This window comes from Flavisphingomonas formosensis (assembly GCF_009755815.1).
In the GTDB taxonomy this organism is placed as follows: Bacteria; Pseudomonadota; Alphaproteobacteria; order Sphingomonadales; family Sphingomonadaceae; genus Flavisphingomonas; species Flavisphingomonas formosensis.
Genome location: NZ_WRPK01000001.1, coordinates 767,852 through 788,382 on the forward strand (window position 1 = coordinate 767,852; position 20,531 = coordinate 788,382).

The following is a 20,531-nucleotide window of genomic DNA, read 5'->3' on the forward strand; positions in this document are numbered from 1 at the left end:
TCTGCTTTCGCTCTCACAATCCCCCCGAAGCTCAAAGCCTGCCTCCCCCAGGTCCGTCCGCCAGTATCAGGCTGTCCTTGGTGCCGCCGCCCTGGCTGGAATTCACCACCAGCGATCCTTCCTTCAGCGCGACGCGGGTGAGGCCGCCGGGAATGATCGTCACGCCGTTCGCGCCGGAAAGCACGAAGGGGCGGAAATCGACGTGGCGCGGCGCGACGCCTGCCTCGGTGAGGGTCGGCACCGTGGAGAGGGCGAGCGTCGGCTGCGCGATGTAGCGATAGGGCTCGGCGATCAGCGCGGCGCGGAAATCCTCGATCTGCTGCTTCGTCGCGGTCGGGCCGACGAGCATGCCGTAGCCGCCCGATCCGTCGACCAGCTTGACGACGAGCTGCTCCAGATTGTCGAGCACATATTTCAACGCCTGCGGTTCGCGGCAGCGATAGGTTTCGACATTGGGCAGCTTCGCTTCGCCGCCAGAATAATATTTCACGATCTCGGGCATGTAGCTGTAGATCGCCTTGTCGTCGGCGATGCCCGTGCCCGGCGCGTTCACCAGGGTGACGTTGCCGGCCATATAGGCGGCGATCAGGCCCGGCACGCCCAGCAGCGAGTCCGGCTTGAAGACCAGCGGGTCGATATAGTCGTCGTCGATGCGGCGATAGATGACGTCCACCCGGACGCGCCCGTCGATCGTCTTCATCCAGACGATGTCGTCGTCCACCTCCAGATCCGCCGCCTCGACCAGCTCGATGCCGATCTGGTCGGCCAGGAAGCTGTGCTCGTAAAAGGCGCTGTTGTAATGGCCGGGGGTCAGGATCACGCACACCGGATCGCTGGAGGTGCGCGGCGTTACCGAGCGGAGCGTCTCGTGCAGCGCGTCGGGATAGCCGTCCACGGGCCGAACCGGGAACTTCTCGAACAGCTCGGGGCAGAGACGCAGCATCGCCTCGCGATTCTCGAGCATGTAGGACACGCCGGACGGCGTGCGCGCATTATCTTCCAGAACCCAGAATTCGTCCGGCCCGGTGCGGACGAGATCGATGCCGCAGATATGCGCGTAGATGCCGTGCGGCGGCCGCGTTCCCGAAAGCATCGCGCGGAACTGCGGATTGCCGAGGATGAGCTCCGCTGGCAGCACCCCGTCGGCCAGGATGCGCCGCTCGCCATAGACGTCGGCGAGGAAGGCGTTGATCGCCTCCACGCGCTGTACCAGCCCTTCGGACAGCTTGGCCCATTCGCGGCCGGTGAAGATACGCGGCACGATATCGAAGGGGATGATCCGCTCCGCGGCTTCTTCCTCGCCATAGACGGCGAAGGTGATGCCGAGCTGCCGGAAGGCGGCCTCCGCCGCCTTCTGCCGTCGGTCGAGCTCGGTAGCCGGCGTCTCCGTGATCCATTGGGCGAGCTCGGCGAATTCGGGCCTCCCGGCCCGGTCGTTGTCCGAGCCCCAGACTTCGTCGAAAGCGCGCCTGCCCGCCATAGGATCCTTTTTGTGTAGCGGTTTTTCTTCGTCGGAAAGACTGCAACGCTTTGCTGCGCCGCACAAGAGGGGCAGCACATGAATTTCTCGGCGTGGCAGAGATTCCTCCCAGGAATGCCACAACGCCCTTCCGGCAGGATTGTTGCACGGTCGGTTGCGTCCGTCACGCAGGCTCGGGACAGCCCGGCGACGTGGACATTTTCTCAGTCCATCACGCTATATCGTCTCTTGCCCGGTGCGGCTGCCCGATTGGCGTGCGGGATCGAGTCCGCGCCTTTTCGTTCGGGTAAACGAAAGGGCCGCCGGCATCGCGCCGGCGGCCCTTACCCCCGCATCAAGCCATTGGCGTCGGCTCAGGCGACCTGGGCCATCGCGTCTTCGTCGGGATCACGCAGCACATAGCCGCGGCCCCAGACCGTCTCGATATAGTTTTCGCCGCCGCAGGCCAGGCTCAGCTTCTTGCGCAGCTTGCAGATGAACACGTCGATGATCTTGAGTTCGGGTTCGTCCATCCCGCCATAGAGATGGTTCAGGAACATCTCCTTGGTGAGCGTCGTGCCCTTGCGGAGCGAGAGCAGCTCCAGCATCGCATATTCCTTGCCGGTCAGGTGGACGCGGGCTCCATCGACCTCCACCGTCTTGGCATCGAGGTTGACGGCCAGCTTGCCTGTGCGAATCACCGATTGGCTGTGGCCCTTGGAACGACGGACCACCGCATGGATGCGCGCCACCAGCTCTTCGCGGTGAAACGGCTTGGTGACATAATCGTCCGCGCCGAAACCGAGCGCGCGGACCTTGGAGTCCATTTCGGAAATGCCCGAGAGGATCAGAACCGGCGTCTGCACCTTGGCGACGCGCAGCTTCTTCAGCACGTCGTAGCCGTGCATATCCGGGAGATTCAGATCCAGGCAGATGATGTCGTAATCATAGAGCTTACCCAGGTCGAGCCCCTCTTCCCCCAGGTCCGTCGTGTAGACGTTGAAGCCCTCGGCAGAGAGCATGAGCTCGATGCTCTTCGCGGTGGTCGGCTCGTCTTCGATCAGCAGCACACGCATCTGGCATATCCCCTGTCAACGGACAACTCATGCCTAACCAGACAGGCACAAACTGTCGAGACACGTCATTAACCATTTCAGATGTGAACGCAAAAGGTTAAACGGGGGTTAACTGGCGGGCACGCTTTCTTAAGATTCGTTACCAACGGTCGCGTTGCGCAAAAGCCGCACCAGATCCATATGCGCACGATGCTTCTTGCGGACCGCATCCTGTTCATCGACGCCGAGGCGATGGTGATCGACAAGCCGTCGGGCCTGCCCGTCACGCCCGTGCGTGACGGATCGCTCAGCCTGGAGAATCATCTGGACGCTCTGCGATTCGGATTCAAGCGCTGGCCGAGCGCGGTCCACCGGCTGGATCGCGACACCTCGGGCTGCCTGCTGCTGGCGCGTACGCCCAAGGCGCACAAGCGCTTCGCGGCTGCGTTCGAGTCGGGCGAGGTGGAAAAAACCTATCTCGCCGTGTTGGAAGGTGTGCCGGCCGATCGCGAGGGGCTGATCGAGCTGCCCCTGCACAAGGTTTCGACGCGCGAATCAGGCTGGCGGATGATCGTCGATGCCAAGGGCAAGCCTGCGCGTACGCAGTGGCGCGTGTTGGCAGAGCAAGGCGGCCGTTCGCTCGTCGAGTTCGGGCTGCTCACCGGGCGGACCCATCAGATTCGCGTGCATGCGGCGACCGGCCTCGGTCTGCCGGTTTGCGGCGATCCGATCTATGGCGGTGGAAGCGGGCCGACCCTGCTGCACGCCTGGAAGCTGCATCTCGCCCGCGAGGGCAAGGCGTCGGTCGCAGCCGAGGCACCGCTGCCGGAACGCTTCGCAGCGCTGGGCTTCGCTTTGCCGCGGACACTCGAAGCCGACGCCTGATCCGCCGTACCGCGGGTCCTTGCGTCGATCCGCTTGGTCCGCTCCGGTTACTTGCGCTAAGCCGCGGACATGGTTGCGATTCCCGTCACCCGTTCGATCTCGATCGACAGCGATGAGCTTGTCGAGACATTCGCCCGGTCGTCCGGGCCTGGCGGGCAGCATGTCAACACGACGGACAGCGCCGTCATGCTGCGCTTCGACGTGGCGAATTCGCCGAACCTGCCTGATGCCGTTAAGCAGCGTCTCGCGGTGCTGGCGGGCTCGCGGCTCACCCGCGAAGGCGTCCTCGTCCTGCGCAGCGAGGGTGCACGATCGCAGTTGATCAATCGCCAGGAGGTGCGCGAACGCCTGATCACGCTGATCAGGGAGGCGACCTTCATCCCGAAGAAGCGCCGCCCGACGAAACCGACCAGGGCGTCCCAGCAGCGGCGCGTGGAGGGCAAGGCGAAGCGTGCGGCGGTCAAGGCCGGTCGGTCGAAGGTTCGCGAATGACCGGCGGAGAACCGCTTGCGCCGGCGAGGCGGCTGGCGGAACGGGCCGCCTGAGCCCATATCGCCGCCGGACGCGTCCGAGACCCGCGCTCCCGAGCAAAGGAAAGGCAGCATGTTCGAGTTCGATCTCGCCGCGACGGCGGACAAACCAGCTTTCTATCGCGATCTCCATGCCGCACTGGGTGGGCTGACCGCGGGCGAGCCGGATGCGATCGCCAACATGGCCAATGCCGCCGCGCTGCTCTGGGAATATCTGCCTGACATCAACTGGGCGGGCTTCTATCGCGCGGTCGCGGACGATGAACTCGTGCTCGGCCCGTTCCAGGGCAAGGCCGCGTGCATCCGCATCCCGTTCGGTCAGGGCGTCTGCGGCGCCGCTGCGGCCACGCGAGAGGTGCAGGTGGTGGCGGACGTCCATGCCTTTCCCGGCCACATCGCTTGCGATGCGGCATCGGCGTCGGAACTGGTCGTGCCGATCGTCGTCGAAGGGCGGCTGATCGGCGTACTCGATCTCGATAGCCCGCATCCCGGCCGTTTCGATGCGGAAGACGCCGTGGGTTGCGCGGCGCTGATGGCTTTGCTTGGGCCGCGCATCGCCGGCTGACGCCGGCTCCGAACCTGCTTCAATTCGCTGCACCAGAACGGGACATGGCCGCGCTTTTGCGTGTGTAGCGGCGTGGAACCAGAAATGTTAATCTGACGTATACCATGATGTATCCCGCGTCCGCGGGGTGCTGTGCGTCGGACAGGGAGGTTATCCATGCGAACCCGTGCTCTTCTGGGAATGGCTGCGATGCTCGCGGCGCTTCCCGTGGCGGCGCCGGCGGCCAATGGTCCCTCCGGTGGCATGCGTTCAGCGCCTGCGCCCATGGTCGCGCCGCCGGCACCTCGGCCGGCGCCACATTGGGGCGGTGTGCCCAATTATGGCTTGCAGGCGCCGCAAGGCCGGCCGGGCGGCTGGACGCAGGGTGGCTGGCACCCCGGCGCTCCGGGTGGCCCGCGGCCGGGCACGCCGGCGGGCTGGCAAGGCGGTAATGGTCCGCATCCCGGCAATGGCGGCTGGCAGGGCGGCAATGGCGGGCCGCGCCCCGGCAATGGCGGTTGGCACGGCGGCGGCTGGCAGGGCGGTGGCGGCTGGAGCGGCGGTCACGGCAACTGGGGCGGCCATGGCAATTGGGGCGGCGGCTATCATCGCCCGTTCCGCGGCTGGCGCATGCCGAGTTTCTGGCTCTCGCCCACTTATTACATCCCAGACTACGGTTATTATGGGCTGCCCGCGCCCGGCTACGGCCAGAATTGGGTGCGCTATTATGACGACGCAGTGCTGGTCGGCCCTGACGGTCTGGTTGCCGATAGCGTCCCGGGGCTCGACTGGGATGGCTACGATCGCGGCCCGGTTTCCGACTATGCCGGTCCAGGGCCGGGCTATGACGACGGCCCTGGCTATGACGATCAGGTGACCTGGGGCGGCCGCTATCCGTCTGGCAGCACCGTCTATGTCGCACCCGGCACGACGACGACCATCATCGTCCAGAGTCAGCCGGTGGTTACCACCACGACCCGGACGGTCGTCGAGGAAAAGACCGTCTATGTGAAGCGGCCGGCGCGCAAGTGGCGTCCGCGGGCCCGCGCCTGCACCTGCTATCGGTGAGCTGATTGTGGGGGGAGACGATCCCGGTTCGCGCCGGGATCGTCGATCGCCGCGTCCCGGCGCCGGCCTTTGAGCGATTTCAAAGCGGGTAGACTCGCCTGCTGGCTGGGAAATCGCGATATCGGAATCTGTTAACTCAGGCGGTCGAGCGCCTCGTCGCTCAGCGATCCGGGAATGATCATCACGGGGCAGGGCATCGTCCCCGCCGCGGCACCGGCGAAGTGGACGACGAGCGGACCCGGCCCGTCCGCCGCCGCGCCGAGCACCAGCGCCGCAGTTTCCGGCCGTTCCTTCAAAATCTTTCGCACGATCGCAACCGGCTCGCCCTGCTGGACGGTAATCGAGGGACGCAGGCCCGTCTCGTCGATCAGCTCGCCGGCCACCTGCGCCACCAGCGCTTCGGCGCGCAGCTGCGCCTCTTCCTCCATTGCCGCCTGCACGCCGCCCCACTGGACGAACTCGGGCGGCGCCACCAGCGCCACGATCTCGACCGCGCCGCCGGTCTTCGCCGCGCGCCGCGCCGCGAACCGCAAGGCGACCCGCGCTTCGTCGCTCTCGTCGATCACCACCAAATAGGTGCGCACCGCACCGTCCCTCCCTGTTATGCCGACAGGATGTGCGTCATCCCTCGCAGCTTCGCAAGCGGCGGCCTTGACCGCGCGACCCACGATGTAAGATTGGAAGGGCCATCCTCCCCCCGCGGAAAAGCTCCGAAGGACACCCCATGCCCATCGAACTGAAGATGCCTGCCCTCTCGCCGACCATGGAGGAGGGCACTCTCGCAAAATGGCTGGTGAAGGAGGGCGACACGGTAAAGTCCGGCGACCTGCTTGCCGAGATCGAAACCGACAAGGCGACGATGGAGTTCGAAGCGGTCGACGAGGGCACGATCAGCAAGATCGTCGTCGCCGAAGGAACGGACGGCGTGAAGGTCGGCGACGTGATCGCGATCATCGCCGGCGAGGATGAGGACGCTTCCGCCGCGCCGGCCCCGAAGGCCGAAGCCAAGCCCGAGCCGAAAGCCGATGCCGCCCCGAAAACCGCGGCCAAGCCGGCGCCGCAACCCGAGCCCGAAGTCAGCGCCAAGGCGCCTCCGCCCGTGCATGCCGATGGCGACCGGATCAAGGCGAGCCCGCTTGCTCGCCGGCTGGCGGCGCAGCAGGGCATCGACCTTGCCGGGATCAGCGGCTCCGGCCCGCATGGTCGCATAGTGAAGGCGGATATCGAGGGGACGCCTGTCGAAGCCGCCGGGACGGTGGAAGCGAAGGCGGCCGAGGTGCCGGCTGCTGCGGCCCCGAAGACCGCGCCCGCTCCCGCGCCGGTCGAGCCCGGCGACATTCCCCACGAGATCGTCAAGCTCAGCAATATGCGCAAGACGATCGCGCGCCGTCTCACCGAATCCAAGCAGCAGATCCCGCACATCTACCTCACCGTCGACGTGCGGCTCGATGCGCTGCTGAAGCTCCGCGGCGAGCTCAATGCCGCTCTCGAAGCGCGCGGCGTCAAGCTGTCGGTCAACGATATGCTGATCAAGGCGCTCGGCGTCGCGCTGATCGAGGTGCCGGAGTGCAACGTCTCCTTCGGCGGCGACACGCTGATCAAATACAGCCGGGCCGACGTCTCGGTCGCGGTTTCGATCCCGGGCGGCCTGATCACGCCGATCGTGGCAGGTGCGGACACCAAGAGCCTGTCGGCCATCGCCACCGAGATGAAGGATCTCGCCGAGCGCGCGAAGGATGGCAAGCTCCAGCCGGCCGAATATCAGGGCGGCACCGCCAGCCTCTCCAACATGGGCATGATGGGCATCAAGCAGTTCGAGGCGGTGATCAATCCGCCGCAGGCGATGATCCTGGCGATCGGCGCGGGCGAGAAGCGGCCCTATGTGGTGAAGGACGAGCTGACCGTGGCGACGGTGATGAGCGCCACCGGCAGCTTCGATCATCGCGCGATCGACGGCGCGGACGGCGCCCGGCTGATGGCCGCCTTCAAGCGGCTGGTCGAAAATCCGCTGGGAATGCTGGCCTGATCCGCGAAAGGCGCGCCCTATGCCCGTCATCAATGAAGCGCCGCCGGCACGGGAACCTGCGGTCCGGATCATCGCGATGCCGGCGGATACCAACCCTTATGGCGACATCTTCGGCGGCTGGCTGATGAGCCTGATGGACTCGGCGGCCGGCTCGGTCGCCGCGCGCCACAGCAAGGGCCGTGCCGTCACCATCGCGGTCGACGGCATGGCGTTCCTGCGCCCCGTCGTCGTCGGCGACGAGGTCTCGGTCTTCGCCGAGCTCATCTCGGTGGGCAATACGTCGATGAAGATCGCGGTCGAGGCCTGGCGGCGCACGCGCCACGACGATCGCTCCTACCGCGTCACGAAGGCGGATTTCACCTTCGTCGCGATCGGCGAGGATCGCCAGCCACGCAGCGTCCCGCCTTTGGCCTGAGTGCCGGCGGGACTCGGAATATACAGAACACCTCGAGGGAAAGACGAAAAGCATGGCCGATACCTACGATCTCATCGTCCTCGGATCGGGACCGGGCGGCTATGTTGCCGCCATCCGTGCCGCCCAGCTCGGGCTCAAGACCGCCATCGTCGAGCGCGAGCGGCTCGGCGGCATCTGCCTCAACTGGGGCTGCATCCCCACCAAGGCACTGCTGCGCACGTCCGAAATCTATCATTATATGACGCACGCCGCCGATTACGGCCTGACGGTCGAGAAGCCGGGCTTCGATCTCGCCAAGATCGTTGAGCGCAGCCGCAAGGTCGCCGGGCAGCTCAATGCCGGTGTCAAGGGGCTGATGAAGAAGAACAGGGTGACGGTGGTCGAAGGCACCGGCACCATCACCGCCAAGGGCAAGCTCAGCGTCAAGCAGGGCGACAAGACGGTGAACCTGGAGGCGAAGAACATCATCGTCGCCACCGGCGCCCGCGCCCGCGATCTTCCCTTCGCCAAGGCCGACGGAGACAAGATCTGGACCTATCGCCACGCGATGGTGCCGCAGGAGATGCCGACCAGACTGCTCGTCATCGGATCGGGCGCGATCGGCGTCGAGTTCGCGTCCTTCTATTCGGACATGGGCGCCGAGGTGACGGTCGTCGAGATGCTGGACCGCATCCTGCCGGTCGAGGATGCCGAGATCAGCGAGTTCATGACCAAGGCGCTCACCAAGCAGGGCATGAAGATCGTGACCAAGGCCGGCGTCGAGAAGCTCGAAGCCGGCGCCAAGGGCGTCACGGCCGCGATCAAGGACAAGGATGGCAAGGTTTCGACCGAGACGTTCAGCCATGCCATCGTCGCGATCGGCATCGTGCCCAATACCGAGGAGATCGGGCTCGAGGCGCTGGGCGTGAAGACCACCAGGGGCCATATCGACACCGATGCCTATGGCCGCACCAATGTGGACGGCATCTGGGCGATCGGCGACGTCACCGGGCCGCCCTGGCTGGCGCACAAGGCGAGCCATGAGGGCGTCGTCGCGGCCGAGGCGATCGCCGGCTATAAGGGCGTCCATCCGATGAAGACGGACAATATCCCCGGCTGCACCTATGCGCGCCCGCAGGTCGCCAGCGTCGGCCTCACCGAGGCCAAGGCCAAGGAAGCGGGCCGCAAGGTGAAGGTCGGCAAATTCCCCTTCATCGGCAACGGCAAGGCGATCGCGCTCGGCGAGGCGGAGGGTTTCATCAAGACGGTGTTCGACGAGACCACTGGCGAGCTGCTCGGCGCGCACATGGTGGGCGCCGAGGTGACCGAGCTGATCCAGGGCTATGTCATCGCGCGCGAGCTCGAGACCACCGAGGAGGAGCTGATCCACACCATCTTCGCGCATCCCACGCTCAGCGAGATGATGCATGAGAGCGTGCTCAGCGCCTATGGCCGCGCGCTGCATTTCTAGACTTCCTCATCCTCCCCCTGCGCTACGGCATTCACACATCGTCCCGCTGTACCTTTTTCTTCTTCGTCATCCCGGACTTGATCCGGGATCCATTAACCGCAGCGTTGCCGATAAGGCGCGACGCTGCGGCTAATGGATCCTGACTTCCGTCAGGATGACGTCGGAAAACGCGGCCAAACCGATGTGTGAATCCAGTCGCCCTCCTGCGAGGGAGGATAAGAAAAATCACCGCCCCATATAGTCCGCCACCAGCGGCCCGAACTCCTCGATCGCCGGTTGCGTCTCGAAGCTGTGCACCACGGGGAGGTTCGCCCAGGCCAGCTTCTCGCTCGTCCAGAATTCGGCGAACGGCTCGAACCAGCTCGCATCGTCGAGCATCGTCGCACGGACGTTGACGAAACCCATGTCGGGCTCGACGCGGGTGAAGACCCAGCTCTTGCAATAATCGCAGTGGAAATGGTGGATCTGCTCGCCATGCAGGCCGCCGATCACCGGTTCGCCCTGGAGCAGCTCGAAGCCCTGTGTCGGCACGGTGACGGTGATCGAGAAGGCGCTGGCGGTCATGCGCTGGCAGCCGGTGCAGTGGCAGGCAGCGGTGAGCAGCGGCGGCGCGCTGATCCGGACGCGGATCGCGCCGCAGCGGCAGCCGCCTTCGGCCGGCAGCGTGGGGGCGGCGGTCATCTTCGGGCTCCTCTCTCCGGACTGGACAGATGATGGCCTTATCGCCCAATCCCGTCGTCGGGGACGAGGAGAAACGGGCGATGATGATCAAGGATATTCTCTGGCCGACCCTGCTGCTCGTGGGGCTCGTCTTCGCGGTGTGGATCGTCCTGTTCGCGCAGCGCGGCGCGTTGCTGCGCCGTTCGCCGCCCACCCCGGAGGATTTCGCCACCGGCGAGGCGGCGCTGCGCTATTTCCAGCCCGTGGAGATGCCTGCGAACAATCTGCGCAACCTGTTCGAGATGCCGGTGCTCTATTTCGCGCTGGTGCCGCTGCTGATCGTTACTCACCACGCCAATCGCATCCAGCTCATGCTCGCCTGGGCTTATGTGCTGTTGCGCATCTGGCACAGCATAGAACATGTCGTGGTGAAGCAGGTGCCGCGCCGCTTTCTCGCCTATCTCCTGTCTTGCATGGTGCTTTCTGCGATGTGGATCGGGTTCGCGGTCGATCTGGCGGCGGCGGGCTGAGCGATGGTGGATCTTCCCGTCAGGCGGCTGGTCGCCGCCCTGTCGCTGATTCTGCTGGGCGGCTTCATCGGCTGGCTCGGCATCTCCGGTATCGCGGCCGGCTTCGATGCCGGCCTGCTGCGCGTCCTCTCGCCGCGCGACGGGCGCTGGGCGCTCTGGTTCGCGGCGATGCGCGGTTTGACCGAGGCGGCGAGCGTGCTGCCGCGCGTGATCATGATCCTGATCGCTGCCGGTATCCTCGTCGCCCGCGGGCGGGCGCGTGCCGCGGCGATGCTGATCGTCACCTGTGCCACCGGGGCGCTGCTGGTCGAGGCGATCAAGGATGTCGTCCAGCGTCCGCGGCCCCTGCTGCTGCCGCATCTCGACGCGGTGCACTCGTTCAGCTTTCCCAGCGCGCATGCCTCGAACGCGACGATCGTCTTCGGCGCGATCGCCATCCTCTTCGCCGCGCCGCGGCATCGTCTGACGGCGCTGGTCACGGCGGGTACCGTCGCCTTTTTCACCGGCGTGTCGCGCCTCGTCCTTGCGGTGCACTGGCCGACCGACGTGCTCGCCGGCTGGTGCATCGGCTCTGGCTGGCTCATCCTCTGCTTCGCGCTGGCCCGGCGCCGGATGATCTGACGCGCCCAAAATGTTGGCGGGCAGGGAACAGTGCGCAGCGACCCATTGGAAACTGTTCCCGCCGCCGCCATCTTCTCCCCGAATCGATTGCAAGCCGCGCGGGGCGCGGCGTGGAGGAGTGACAGATGACGACCCAGCCGACCCTGTTCATCCCGCACGGCGGCGGCCCGTGCTTCTTCATGGATTGGACGATGGGACCGGCCGATACCTGGGACAAGATGGGTGCCTGGCTGCGCAGCCTGGCCGACGGCCTGCCCGAAAAGCCGAAGGGCATCGTCGTCATCTCCGGCCATTGGGAGGAGAAGGCCTATACCGTCGCCTCCGTGTCCAAGCCCGAGATGATCTTCGATTATTACGGCTTCCCGCCGCACACCTATCAGCTGAGCTATCCGGCACCGGGCAGCCCGGAACTGGCCGAGCGGGTGCGTCAGCTGATTGCCGAGGCTGGCCTGCCTGCCGCGATCTCCACGGATCGCGGCTTCGATCACGGGGTCTTCATTCCCTTCCTGCTCGCCTTTCCGGACGCAGACATCCCGGTGGTGCCGCTGTCGCTGCGCACCAACATGGATCCGGAGGAGCATCTGGCGGTCGGCCGCGCGCTGGCCGCGCTGCGCGAGGAGGGGATCCTGATCGTCGGCTCGGGGATGAGCTACCACAATATGCGCGGCTACAACACGCCGGGCGCCGCGGGTGTTTCCGCGCGTTTCGACCAGTGGCTGACCGATGCCGTCGAGTCGCCGGATCCCGCTGACCGCTGGCGCAAGCTGGCCCATTGGGAAGAGACGCCGGAGGGTCGGCCGAGCCACCCGCGCGAGGAGCATCTGCTGCCGCTGATGGTCGCAGCCGGCGCTGCCGCAGGGGAAAAGGGTGAGAAGATCTTCTCCGATCAGGTGATGATCGCCACCGTGTCGGCCTTCCGCTTCGGCTGAACCAGCCCGGAAAACGGAGGAAATGGGGTCGACTCTAACCGTTGACCCCCTCCTGTTCCAACGCTATAGGCCGCCCCTGCTCGCGAGCCGGTAATGGGCGTTCGCCCTGTGCCGATTCGACTGCGGGCAGAGCTTGGACATTGCCGATGTGCGTGAAGGCCTGGGGGGCCAATGCTGGCCGCCGGGGTTTTCTGCATTTCCCGCAAGGGCGAGCGCATAGCGGTAAAGTAACTTGAAAAGGTGAAGGGCTTCATGCCGACGATCAACCAGCTGGTCCGCAAGGGCCGCGACCCGCAGAAGGCCAAATCCAAGGTCCCTGCGATGGAGGCTAACCCGCAGAAGCGCGGTGTTTGCACCCGCGTCTATACGACGACTCCGAAGAAGCCGAACTCGGCGCTGCGCAAGGTGGCCAAGGTCCGCCTGACCAATCAGCGCGAAGTGATCAGCTACATTCCGGGCGAAGGCCACAATCTGCAGGAGCACTCGGTGGTGCTCATCCGCGGCGGCCGTGTGCGCGACCTTCCCGGCGTGCGCTACCACGTCCTGCGCGGCGTGCTCGATACCCAGGGTGTTAAGGACCGCAAGCAGAGCCGTTCGAAATACGGCGCCAAGCGGCCGAAGTAAGGATCAGAGACAATGGCTCGTCGTCGTCGTCCCGAGAAGCGCGAAATCCTCCCCGATCCGAAGTTCGGGGATATCGTGCTCAGCAAGTTCATGAACAGCGTCATGCTCGACGGTAAGAAATCCGTCGCGGAGAGCATCGTCTATGGCGCGCTCGACACCGTCGAGGCGCGATCCAAGAAGGATCCGATCCAGGTCTTTCATGACGCCCTCAACAATGTGAAGCCGGGCATCGAGGTCCGCAGCCGCCGCGTTGGCGGTGCGACCTATCAGGTGCCGGTCGAGGTCCGTCCGGACCGCAGTCAGGCGCTCGCTATCCGCTGGCTCATCACCGCCGCCCGCAACCGTTCGGAGAACACAATGTCGGCGCGCCTGTCGGGCGAGCTGATGGATGCCTCGAACAACCGCGGCAACGCGGTGAAGAAGCGCGAGGATACGCACCGCATGGCCGAGGCCAACCGGGCGTTCTCGCACTACCGCTGGTAACTTTCATCACCATATAGTCGGGAACGGGCGCTTCTGCCCCTTCCCGACATCGGAGTTCAGATCATGGCCCGCAGCCATCCGCTCGAGAAGTATCGCAACATCGGCATCATGGCGCACATCGATGCCGGCAAGACGACCACGACCGAGCGTATCCTCTACTACACCGGCAAGTCCTACAAGATCGGCGAGGTCCATGAGGGCACCGCGACGATGGACTGGATGGAGCAGGAGCAGGAGCGCGGGATCACGATCACGTCCGCCGCGACGACCTGCTTCTGGAACGACCACCGCATCAACATCATCGACACGCCCGGCCACGTGGATTTCACCATCGAGGTCGAGCGTTCGCTGCGCGTTCTGGACGGCGCGGTCGCCTGCTTCGACGGCGTCGCCGGCGTGGAGCCGCAATCCGAAACGGTGTGGCGCCAGGCGGAGAAGTACAAGGTACCGCGGATGTGCTTCGTCAACAAGCTCGACCGCACAGGCGCCAACTTCCATATGTGCGTCGACATGATCCGCGACCGCCTGGGCGCCCGTCCGCTCGTGCTCTATCTGCCGATCGGCATCGAAGGCGGCTTCAAGGGGCTGGTCGATCTGGTGAACAACCGCGCGATCATCTGGCTCGAGGAATCGCTCGGCGCGAAGTTCGAATATCAGGACATCCCCGACGATCTGAAGGATGAGGCCGAAGTCGCTCGGCTGGCGCTCATCGAGGCTGCCGTCGAGCAGGACGATGCCGCGATGGAAGCCTTCTTCGAGGGTACGGAGCCTGATGCGGACACGCTGAAGAAGCTGATCCGCAAGGGCACGCTGAACTTCTCCTTCGTGCCGGTGCTTTGCGGCTCGGCGTTCAAGAACAAGGGCGTGCAGCCCCTGCTCGACGCCGTCGTCGATTATCTGCCCAGCCCGCTCGACATTCCGGCCGTGCAGGGCGTGAAGCTCGATGGCGAAACGCCGGACACGCGCCCGGCCGACGACACCGCGCCGCTCTCTGCGCTCGCGTTCAAGATCATGAACGATCCGTTCGTCGGCTCGCTCACCTTCGCGCGCATCTACTCCGGCAAGCTGGAGAAGGGCACGTACCTGAACTCGGTGAAGGACAAGAAGGAAAAGATCGGCCGCATGCTGCTGATGCATGCGAACAGCCGCGAGGACATCGACGAAGCCTATGCCGGCGACATCGTGGCTCTGGCTGGTCTCAAGGAGACGACCACTGGCGACACGCTCTGCGCGCCGTCCGCGCCGATCATTCTGGAGCGCATGGAGTTCCCGGATCCCGTCATCGAGCTTTCGGTCGAGCCGAAGACCAAGGCGGATCAGGAGAAGATGGGCGTCGCCCTCAATCGGCTGGCCGCGGAGGATCCGTCCTTCCGCGTCTCGACCGACCATGAATCGGGCCAGACGATCATCAAGGGCATGGGCGAGCTCCATCTCGAGATTCTGGTCGATCGCATGAAGCGCGAGTTCAAGGTCGAGGCGAATGTCGGCGCGCCGCAGGTGGCGTATCGCGAATATCTCGCGAAGCCGGTCGAGCTGACCTACACTCATAAGAAGCAGTCGGGCGGCTCGGGCCAGTTCGGCGAGGTGAAGGTCAAGCTCGTTCCCGGCGAGCGTGGCTCGGGCTTTCAGTTCATCGACGAGATCAAGGGCGGCAACATTCCGCGTGAATATATCCCGTCGGTCGAGAAGGGTATGCGGGAAACCGCGGAGTCGGGTTCGCTGATCGGCTTCCCGATCATCGATTTCGCCGTGCACCTGATCGACGGTAAGTATCACGACGTCGACTCGTCGGCGCTCGCTTTCGAAATCACCGGCCGGGGCGCGATGCGCGAAGCGGCGCAGAAGGCCGGTATCAAGCTCCTCGAACCGATCATGAAGGTCGAGGTGGTGACGCCCGAGGACTATCTGGGCGATGTGATCGGCGACCTCAACAGCCGCCGCGGCCAGATCCAGGGAACCGACAGCCGGGGCAATGCCCAGGTCGTCGAGGCCATGGTACCGCTGGCGAACATGTTCGGCTATGTGAACCAGCTCCGCTCGTTCACCCAGGGCCGGGCACAATACACGATGCAGTTCTCGCACTATGACGAAGTGCCGGCCAATGTGGCGGAAGAAGTCAAGGCGAAGCTTGCTTAATTCGTAACAGACAGTAACAGCACGCACAGAAAGAACGAGGGTTAGTCACATGGCCAAGGCTAAATTCGAGCGGACCAAGCCGCACTGCAACATCGGCACCATCGGGCACGTCGATCACGGCAAGACGTCGCTCACGGCCGCCATCACCAAGGTTCTCGCCGAGACCGGCGGCGCGACGTTCGTCGACTATGCGAACATCGACAAGGCTCCGGAAGAGCGCGAGCGCGGTATCACCATCTCGACCGCTCACGTCGAGTATGAGACCGCCGACCGTCACTACGCGCACGTCGACTGCCCGGGCCACGCCGACTATGTGAAGAACATGATCACCGGCGCGGCGCAGATGGACGGCGCCATCCTGGTGGTGTCCGCCACCGACGGCCCGATGCCGCAGACCCGCGAGCACATCCTGCTCGCCCGCCAGGTCGGCGTGCCCCAGCTCGTCGTGTTCATGAACAAGGTCGACCTGGTCGACGATCCCGAGATTCTCGAGCTCGTCGAGCTGGAGATCCGCGAGCTTCTCTCCAAGTATGACTTCGACGGCGACAATATTCCGATCGTCGCCGGTTCGGCCGTCGCCGCACTCGAGGGCAAGACCCCGGAGATCGGCCATGACGCGATCCTGAAGCTCATGCAGGCGGTCGACAGCTGGATTCCGCAGCCGGAGCGTCCGCTCGATCGTCCGTTCCTGATGCCGATCGAAGACGTGTTCTCGATCTCCGGTCGCGGCACGGTCGTCACCGGCCGCGTCGAGTCGGGCGTCGTGAAGGTCGGCGAGGAAGTCGAGATCGTCGGCATCAAGGATACCCGCAAGACCGTCGTCACCGGCGTCGAGATGTTCCGCAAGCTGCTCGATCAGGGTCAGGCCGGCGACAACATCGGCGCGCTTATCCGCGGCGTGGGCCGTGAAGAGGTCGAGCGCGGCCAGGTTCTGGCCAAGCCGGGCTCGATCACCCCGCACACTGAGTTCAAGGCCGAGGTCTACGTCCTGTCGAAGGACGAGGGTGGCCGTCACACGCCGTTCTTCGCCAACTATCGTCCGCAGTTCTACTTCCGCACCACGGACGTGACCGGCGAAGTGACGCTGCCCGAGGGCACCGAGATGGTGATGCCTGGCGACAATGTGCAGCTCGGCGTGAAGCTCATCGCCCCGATCGCGATGGACCAGGGCCTCCGCTTCGCCATCCGCGAAGGCGGCCGTACGGTCGGCGCGGGCGTGGTCGCCACGATCACGAAGTAATTTGGTTGCAAATGCCGGCGGGCTCTCGTAAGGGCCCGCCGGTATTTTTTCGCCCCGCCCTCGGGGCTCGGCTCTTTCGCATCGGTAGAGAAAATGGAAACGCAGAATATCCGTATTCGCCTGAAGGCGTTCGATCATCGTGTGCTCGATCAGGCCACCGGCGATATCGCCGACACTGCCCGCCGTACCGGCGCGCTGATTCGCGGTCCCATTCCCCTCCCGACGCGCATCGAAAAATTCACGGTCAACCGTGGCCCGCATATCGACAAGAAGTCGCGCGAGCAGTTCGAAGTGCGCACCTACAAGCGCCTCCTGGACATCGTCCAGCCCACCCCGCAGACCGTCGACGCTCTTATGAAGCTCGATCTCGCAGCGGGTGTTGATGTCGAGATCAAATTGGCCTAACAGGCCGCCTCCTGCCGGGATGATTCGTCCCGGCGTTGTCGTTCCGGATCGATTCGTTCGGTTCCGGATCGATGGAAGAGCAGGGATACCGGCCAGCATGCTGGCGCCTGAGTCCCCGTCTTTCGCTTTATGACGAAGCGGAAAACTGGCCCTGACGGGGGCACTTGTACTTTTGGGCCAGCTCCCCGACCGAATCGGCTGGGGGGCTTTTTCATTGTCACGCTCGCGGGTGACCGGAAACGGGAAGCGGCGAGCCTCTGAAAGAAAGGAACCAGATCATGCGCACTGGCGTGATCGCGAAGAAAATGGGGATGACCCGGCTGTTTCAGGAAGACGGGCGCCATGTGCCCGTAACCGTCCTGCAGCTCGACAATGTTCAGGTGGTGGCGCGCCGCGAAGCGGATCGCGACGGTTATGTCGCTGTGCAGCTCGGCGCCGGCACCGCGAAGGCGAAGAATGTCGCCAAGCCGCAGCGCGGCCATTTCGGCAAGGCCGAGGTGGAGCCCAAGGCTTTCATCGCGGAATTCCGCGTCGATGAGGACGGTCTGCTGGACGTGGGCGCGGAGATCTCCGCCGACCATTTCGTCGCGGGCCAGCTGGTCGACGTGTCCGGGCAGACGCAGGGCAAGGGCTTCGCCGGCGCCATGAAGCGCTGGGGCTTCGGCGGTCTGCGCGCGACCCACGGCGTCTCGGTCTCACACCGTTCGCATGGTTCGACCGGCAACCGCCAGGATCCGGGCAAGGTCTTCAAGAACAAGAAGATGGCCGGCCATATGGGCGATCGCCAGCGCACGCAGCAGAATCTGGAAATCGTCCAGACCGACGCGGAGCGCGGCCTGCTCTTCATCAAGGGTTCGGTGCCCGGCTCCAAGGGGGGCTGGCTGCTCGTCAAGGACGCCGTGAAAGTGGCTCGTCCTGCCGATGCGCCCTATCCGGCGGGCATCAAGGCCGCCGCCAACAGCAACAGCGCTCCCGCCGAGACGCCGGCCCCTGCGGCCGAAGCTCCGGAAGCCACCGAAGGCCAGGAGGGCTAAGCCATGAAGATCGAGGTCAAGACCCTCGACGCGCAGACGTCCGGAGACGTCGAGCTCGCCGACGACATTTTCGGTCTGGAGCCGCGTGCGGATATCCTCCATCGCGTCGTCACCTGGCAGCTCGAGAAGCGCCGCGGCACCGCTCGCGGAACGCGCGAGCGTGCGGACGTCGCCCGTTCGGGCAAGAAGCTTGGCCGCCAGAAGGGCGGCGGTGCTGCCCGTCACGGCGACCGCCGCGCTCCGGTGTTCGTCGGCGGCGGTAAGGCTCACGGTGCCCGCGTTCGCGACTTCAACCCGTCGCTGAACAAGAAGGTACGCAAGCTCGGCCTGAAGATGGCGCTGTCCGCCAAGGCGAAGGACGGCAAGCTCATCATCGTCGAGGCGCTGGACGGCGCGGATCTGAAGACCAAGGCGCTGGCGGCTCAGATCGCGGCGCTCGGCTTCGGCAAGAGCGCGCTCGTCATCGACAATGCGGCGGTGGAGAGCCCCTTCGCCCTCGCTTCGTCCAACCTGAAGTCGGTGAACCTGCTGCCGGTGATCGGCGCCAATGTTTACGACATCCTCAAGCACGAGACTCTCGTCCTGACGCGCGCGTCGGTCGAGACTCTGGAGGCGCGGCTCAATGGCTAAGAAGAAGCAGGAAGCGGTTGCCATCCGCCACTATGACGTGGTGCTGGCCCCGCACATCACCGAGAAGTCGACGCTGCTCAGCGAGCATAACGCGGTCGTCTTCAAGGTCGCGGGCGACGCGACCAAGCCCGAGATCAAGGCGGCCGTCGAGGCGCTGTTCAGCGTCACGGTGACGGGCGTCAACACGATCGTCCAGAAGGGCAAGACGAAGCGCTGGAAGGGGCAGCCCTACACGCGCACGGACGTGAAGAAAGCGATCGTGACGCTGGCCGAAGGTCAGTCGATCGACGTGACGACGGGGATCTGACGCCATGGCGCTCAAGCATTATAACCCGACGAGCCCGGCCCGCCGCGGCCTCATACTCGTCGACAAGTCGGCGCTGTGGAAGGGCAAGCCGGTCAAGGCGCTGACCGAAGGCAAGCGCAAGTCCGGCGGCCGCAACAACCAGGGCCACGCCACGGCGCGCGGCATCGCGGGCGGCCACAAGCAGAAGTATCGCATCGTCGACTTCAAGCGCCGCAAGTGGGATCAGCCCGCGACTGTCGAGCGTCTGGAATATGACCCCAACCGTTCGGCGTTCATCGCGCTGGTGAAGTATGAGGATGGCGAGCTCGCCTACATCATCGCGCCGCAGCGCCTCGGCGTCGGCGATCAGGTGGTCGCGGGCAAGAAGACCGACGTCAAGCCGGGTAACGCGATGGAGATCGGCCAGGCGCCGGTCGGTACGATCGTCCACAATGTCGAGCTGAAGCCCGGCAAGGGCGGCCAGCTGGCGCGCGCGGCGGGCACTTATGTGCAGATCGTCGGCCGCGACAAGGGCATGGTGATGGTTCGCCTGAACTCGGGCGAGCAGCGCTATGTCCGTTCGGACTGCATGGCGACGGTGGGCGCGGTGTCGAACCCCGACAACGCCAACCAGAACCTCGCCAAGGCCGGCCGTAACCGCTGGCTCGGCAAGCGTCCGCTCACCCGCGGCGTCGCCAAGAACCCGGTCGACCATCCCCATGGCGGTGGTGAGGGCCGGACCTCGGGCGGCCGTCATCCGGTGACCCCCTGGGGCAAGCCGACTAAGGGTGCGCGCACCCGCCACAACAAGGCGACGGACAAGTTTATCATCCGTTCGCGCCACGCGAAGAAGAAGAGGTAATCATGGCCCGTTCCGTCTGGAAAGGTCCGTTCGTCGACCTGCACCTTCTGCGGAAGGCGGAGACCGCGCAGGAAGCCAATGGCCGCGCGCCGATCAAGACCTGGTCGCGTCGTTCCACGATCCTGCCGCAGTTCGTCGGCCTGACCTTCAACGTCTACAACGGCCGCAAGTTCGTGCCGGTGACGGTCAATGAGGACATGGTCGGCATGAAGCTGGGTGAATTCGCGCCGACGCGCTACTTCCCCGGCCACGCCGCGGACAAGAAGGGCAAGCGCTGATGAGCAAGCCTGCATCCCCCCGCAAGGTCGGCGAAAAGGAAGCGCTGGCGGTCGCGACCACCGTGCGCGGTTCGGCCTATAAGCTCAATCTCGTCGCGGGCCTGATCCGCGGCAAGAAAGCCGGCGACGCACTGAACATTCTCACCTTCTCCAAGAAGGCGATGGCGGTGGACGTGCGCAAGGTGCTCGCTTCGGCGATCGCCAATGCCGAGAACAACCACAATCTCGATGTCGACGCGCTCGTCGTGAAGGAAGCGTCGGTCGGCAAGTCGATCTCGATGAAGCGTTTCGCGACCCGCGCCCGCGGCCGCTCCACGCGCATCGTGAAGCCGTTCTCGCGGATCCGCGTGGTCGTGCGCGAGCAGGAAGAGGCATAAGATC

Annotated in this window: 25 protein-coding genes; 21 read left to right on the forward strand and 4 right to left on the reverse strand. The window is 65.1% G+C overall.

What is annotated here, in order from left to right:
• Nucleotides 1-31: 31 nt before the first annotated feature.
• Nucleotides 32-1,480 (reverse strand): circularly permuted type 2 ATP-grasp protein, encoded by a 1,449-nt coding sequence (locus GQY20_RS03720; protein WP_157215661.1) that lies wholly within the window; start codon nt 1,478-1,480, stop codon nt 32-34.
• Between the two features lie 353 nt (nt 1,481-1,833).
• Complete coding sequence (ctrA, locus tag GQY20_RS03725; protein ID WP_157215662.1) at nt 1,834-2,535, reverse strand: response regulator transcription factor CtrA; 702 nt, start codon at nt 2,533-2,535, stop codon at nt 1,834-1,836.
• Nucleotides 2,536-2,724: 189 nt separating this feature from the next.
• On the opposite strand from ctrA, the gene GQY20_RS03730 reads away from it, so the two are divergent.
• The 4 genes from GQY20_RS03730 (at nt 2,725) to GQY20_RS03745 (ending at nt 5,541) form a co-directional block, all read left to right on the forward strand.
• Nucleotides 2,725-3,399, forward strand: coding sequence for an RluA family pseudouridine synthase (locus GQY20_RS03730; protein ID WP_157216154.1), 675 nt, complete (start codon nt 2,725-2,727; stop codon nt 3,397-3,399).
• A gap of 69 nt (nt 3,400-3,468) precedes the next feature.
• Complete coding sequence (gene arfB, locus GQY20_RS03735) at nt 3,469-3,891, forward strand: alternative ribosome rescue aminoacyl-tRNA hydrolase ArfB (RefSeq protein ID WP_157215663.1); 423 nt, start codon at nt 3,469-3,471, stop codon at nt 3,889-3,891.
• Between the two features lie 111 nt (nt 3,892-4,002).
• Nucleotides 4,003-4,494, forward strand: a complete 492-nt coding sequence (locus GQY20_RS03740; protein WP_157215664.1) for a GAF domain-containing protein — start codon at nt 4,003-4,005, stop codon at nt 4,492-4,494.
• 156 nt (nt 4,495-4,650) lie between these two features.
• On the forward strand, nt 4,651-5,541 hold the full coding sequence (locus GQY20_RS03745; RefSeq protein ID WP_157215665.1) for an RcnB family protein: 891 nt from the start codon (nt 4,651-4,653) through the stop codon (nt 5,539-5,541).
• 131 nt (nt 5,542-5,672) lie between these two features.
• Here GQY20_RS03745 and GQY20_RS03750 read toward each other — a convergent pair whose 3' ends face one another.
• Nucleotides 5,673-6,125, reverse strand: coding sequence for a universal stress protein (locus GQY20_RS03750; protein ID WP_157215666.1), 453 nt, complete (start codon nt 6,123-6,125; stop codon nt 5,673-5,675).
• 140 nt (nt 6,126-6,265) lie between these two features.
• Here GQY20_RS03750 and GQY20_RS03755 point away from each other — a divergent pair, with 140 nt between their 5' ends.
• Genes GQY20_RS03755 through lpdA form a run of 3 tightly spaced genes read left to right on the forward strand, consistent with a single transcriptional unit; the run spans nt 6,266 to nt 9,432 of the window.
• On the forward strand, nt 6,266-7,567 hold the full coding sequence (locus tag GQY20_RS03755) for a pyruvate dehydrogenase complex dihydrolipoamide acetyltransferase (RefSeq protein WP_157215667.1): 1,302 nt from the start codon (nt 6,266-6,268) through the stop codon (nt 7,565-7,567).
• A gap of 19 nt (nt 7,568-7,586) precedes the next feature.
• Nucleotides 7,587-7,982, forward strand: a complete 396-nt coding sequence (locus GQY20_RS03760; protein WP_157215668.1) for an acyl-CoA thioesterase — start codon at nt 7,587-7,589, stop codon at nt 7,980-7,982.
• Between the two features lie 52 nt (nt 7,983-8,034).
• Complete coding sequence (lpdA, locus tag GQY20_RS03765; RefSeq protein WP_157215669.1) at nt 8,035-9,432, forward strand: dihydrolipoyl dehydrogenase; 1,398 nt, start codon at nt 8,035-8,037, stop codon at nt 9,430-9,432.
• Nucleotides 9,433-9,657: 225 nt separating this feature from the next.
• On the opposite strand, the gene GQY20_RS03770 is transcribed toward lpdA, so the two are convergent.
• Entirely contained in the window at nt 9,658-10,113 is a 456-nt protein-coding gene (locus GQY20_RS03770) for a GFA family protein (RefSeq protein WP_157215670.1), read from the reverse strand.
• A 32-nt stretch (nt 10,114-10,145) separates the two neighbouring features.
• On the opposite strand from GQY20_RS03770, the gene GQY20_RS03775 reads away from it, so the two are divergent.
• From GQY20_RS03775 to rplV, 14 genes are all read left to right on the forward strand, one after another.
• Complete coding sequence (locus GQY20_RS03775; protein WP_232475873.1) at nt 10,146-10,622, forward strand: MAPEG family protein; 477 nt, start codon at nt 10,146-10,148, stop codon at nt 10,620-10,622.
• Nucleotides 10,623-10,625: 3 nt separating this feature from the next.
• Nucleotides 10,626-11,243, forward strand: coding sequence for a phosphatase PAP2 family protein (locus GQY20_RS03780; RefSeq protein WP_157215672.1), 618 nt, complete (start codon nt 10,626-10,628; stop codon nt 11,241-11,243).
• Between the two features lie 125 nt (nt 11,244-11,368).
• Nucleotides 11,369-12,172 (forward strand): DODA-type extradiol aromatic ring-opening family dioxygenase, encoded by an 804-nt coding sequence (locus GQY20_RS03785; protein ID WP_157215673.1) that lies wholly within the window; start codon nt 11,369-11,371, stop codon nt 12,170-12,172.
• Between the two features lie 252 nt (nt 12,173-12,424).
• Complete coding sequence (gene rpsL, locus GQY20_RS03790; RefSeq protein ID WP_069206815.1) at nt 12,425-12,796, forward strand: 30S ribosomal protein S12; 372 nt, start codon at nt 12,425-12,427, stop codon at nt 12,794-12,796.
• A gap of 12 nt (nt 12,797-12,808) precedes the next feature.
• Nucleotides 12,809-13,279 carry a 30S ribosomal protein S7 gene (rpsG, locus tag GQY20_RS03795; protein ID WP_157215674.1) on the forward strand — a complete coding sequence of 157 codons (471 nt, stop codon included), beginning with the start codon at nt 12,809-12,811 and terminating at the stop codon, nt 13,277-13,279.
• A gap of 63 nt (nt 13,280-13,342) precedes the next feature.
• The gene (gene fusA, locus GQY20_RS03800; RefSeq protein WP_157215675.1) at nt 13,343-15,415 is read left to right on the forward strand and encodes an elongation factor G; all 2,073 of its coding nucleotides are present in this window, start codon (nt 13,343-13,345) and stop codon (nt 15,413-15,415) included.
• Between the two features lie 49 nt (nt 15,416-15,464).
• Nucleotides 15,465-16,655, forward strand: a complete 1,191-nt coding sequence (gene tuf, locus GQY20_RS03805; protein WP_157215676.1) for an elongation factor Tu — start codon at nt 15,465-15,467, stop codon at nt 16,653-16,655.
• Nucleotides 16,656-16,748: 93 nt separating this feature from the next.
• Complete coding sequence (gene rpsJ / locus GQY20_RS03810; RefSeq protein ID WP_011952197.1) at nt 16,749-17,060, forward strand: 30S ribosomal protein S10; 312 nt, start codon at nt 16,749-16,751, stop codon at nt 17,058-17,060.
• Nucleotides 17,061-17,338: 278 nt separating this feature from the next.
• Nucleotides 17,339-18,094, forward strand: a complete 756-nt coding sequence (rplC, locus tag GQY20_RS03815) for a 50S ribosomal protein L3 (RefSeq protein WP_157215677.1) — start codon at nt 17,339-17,341, stop codon at nt 18,092-18,094.
• Between the two features lie 3 nt (nt 18,095-18,097).
• Entirely contained in the window at nt 18,098-18,724 is a 627-nt protein-coding gene (rplD, locus tag GQY20_RS03820; RefSeq protein ID WP_157215678.1) for a 50S ribosomal protein L4, read from the forward strand.
• The gene (locus GQY20_RS03825; RefSeq protein ID WP_157215679.1) at nt 18,717-19,031 is read left to right on the forward strand and encodes a 50S ribosomal protein L23; all 315 of its coding nucleotides are present in this window, start codon (nt 18,717-18,719) and stop codon (nt 19,029-19,031) included. Before rplD ends, GQY20_RS03825 begins: the two co-directional genes overlap by 8 nt.
• A gap of 4 nt (nt 19,032-19,035) precedes the next feature.
• Complete coding sequence (gene rplB / locus GQY20_RS03830; protein ID WP_157215680.1) at nt 19,036-19,872, forward strand: 50S ribosomal protein L2; 837 nt, start codon at nt 19,036-19,038, stop codon at nt 19,870-19,872.
• Between the two features lie 2 nt (nt 19,873-19,874).
• On the forward strand, nt 19,875-20,150 hold the full coding sequence (gene rpsS, locus GQY20_RS03835; RefSeq protein ID WP_157215681.1) for a 30S ribosomal protein S19: 276 nt from the start codon (nt 19,875-19,877) through the stop codon (nt 20,148-20,150).
• Nucleotides 20,150-20,527: a 50S ribosomal protein L22 gene (rplV, locus tag GQY20_RS03840; RefSeq protein WP_157215682.1), complete on the forward strand. Its 378-nt coding sequence runs from the start codon at nt 20,150-20,152 to the stop codon at nt 20,525-20,527. The genes rpsS and rplV overlap by 1 nt, the downstream gene beginning before the upstream one ends.
• Nucleotides 20,528-20,531 lie beyond the last annotated feature (4 nt).

Excerpts from the sequence above, each read along its gene's own strand:
- GQY20_RS03720 (WP_157215661.1), bottom strand. The coding sequence starts at position 1,480 with ATGGCGGGCAGGCGCGCTTTCGACGAAGTCTGGGGCTCGGACAACGAC.
- ctrA (WP_157215662.1), bottom strand. The coding sequence starts at position 2,535 with ATGCGTGTGCTGCTGATCGAAGACGAGCCGACCACCGCGAAGAGCATC.
- GQY20_RS03730 (WP_157216154.1), top strand. The coding sequence starts at position 2,725 with ATGCTTCTTGCGGACCGCATCCTGTTCATCGACGCCGAGGCGATGGTG.
- arfB (WP_157215663.1), top strand. The coding sequence starts at position 3,469 with ATGGTTGCGATTCCCGTCACCCGTTCGATCTCGATCGACAGCGATGAG.
- GQY20_RS03740 (WP_157215664.1), top strand. The coding sequence starts at position 4,003 with ATGTTCGAGTTCGATCTCGCCGCGACGGCGGACAAACCAGCTTTCTAT.
- GQY20_RS03745 (WP_157215665.1), top strand. The coding sequence starts at position 4,651 with ATGCGAACCCGTGCTCTTCTGGGAATGGCTGCGATGCTCGCGGCGCTT.
- GQY20_RS03755 (WP_157215667.1), top strand. The coding sequence starts at position 6,266 with ATGCCCATCGAACTGAAGATGCCTGCCCTCTCGCCGACCATGGAGGAG.
- GQY20_RS03760 (WP_157215668.1), top strand. The coding sequence starts at position 7,587 with ATGCCCGTCATCAATGAAGCGCCGCCGGCACGGGAACCTGCGGTCCGG.
- lpdA (WP_157215669.1), top strand. The coding sequence starts at position 8,035 with ATGGCCGATACCTACGATCTCATCGTCCTCGGATCGGGACCGGGCGGC.
- GQY20_RS03770 (WP_157215670.1), bottom strand. The coding sequence starts at position 10,113 with ATGACCGCCGCCCCCACGCTGCCGGCCGAAGGCGGCTGCCGCTGCGGC.
- GQY20_RS03775 (WP_232475873.1), top strand. The coding sequence starts at position 10,146 with ATGGCCTTATCGCCCAATCCCGTCGTCGGGGACGAGGAGAAACGGGCG.
- GQY20_RS03780 (WP_157215672.1), top strand. The coding sequence starts at position 10,626 with ATGGTGGATCTTCCCGTCAGGCGGCTGGTCGCCGCCCTGTCGCTGATT.
- GQY20_RS03785 (WP_157215673.1), top strand. The coding sequence starts at position 11,369 with ATGACGACCCAGCCGACCCTGTTCATCCCGCACGGCGGCGGCCCGTGC.
- rpsL (WP_069206815.1), top strand. The coding sequence starts at position 12,425 with ATGCCGACGATCAACCAGCTGGTCCGCAAGGGCCGCGACCCGCAGAAG.
- rpsG (WP_157215674.1), top strand. The coding sequence starts at position 12,809 with ATGGCTCGTCGTCGTCGTCCCGAGAAGCGCGAAATCCTCCCCGATCCG.
- fusA (WP_157215675.1), top strand. The coding sequence starts at position 13,343 with ATGGCCCGCAGCCATCCGCTCGAGAAGTATCGCAACATCGGCATCATG.
- tuf (WP_157215676.1), top strand. The coding sequence starts at position 15,465 with ATGGCCAAGGCTAAATTCGAGCGGACCAAGCCGCACTGCAACATCGGC.
- rpsJ (WP_011952197.1), top strand. The coding sequence starts at position 16,749 with ATGGAAACGCAGAATATCCGTATTCGCCTGAAGGCGTTCGATCATCGT.
- rplC (WP_157215677.1), top strand. The coding sequence starts at position 17,339 with ATGCGCACTGGCGTGATCGCGAAGAAAATGGGGATGACCCGGCTGTTT.
- rplD (WP_157215678.1), top strand. The coding sequence starts at position 18,098 with ATGAAGATCGAGGTCAAGACCCTCGACGCGCAGACGTCCGGAGACGTC.
- GQY20_RS03825 (WP_157215679.1), top strand. The coding sequence starts at position 18,717 with ATGGCTAAGAAGAAGCAGGAAGCGGTTGCCATCCGCCACTATGACGTG.
- rplB (WP_157215680.1), top strand. The coding sequence starts at position 19,036 with ATGGCGCTCAAGCATTATAACCCGACGAGCCCGGCCCGCCGCGGCCTC.
- rpsS (WP_157215681.1), top strand. The coding sequence starts at position 19,875 with ATGGCCCGTTCCGTCTGGAAAGGTCCGTTCGTCGACCTGCACCTTCTG.
- rplV (WP_157215682.1), top strand. The coding sequence starts at position 20,150 with ATGAGCAAGCCTGCATCCCCCCGCAAGGTCGGCGAAAAGGAAGCGCTG.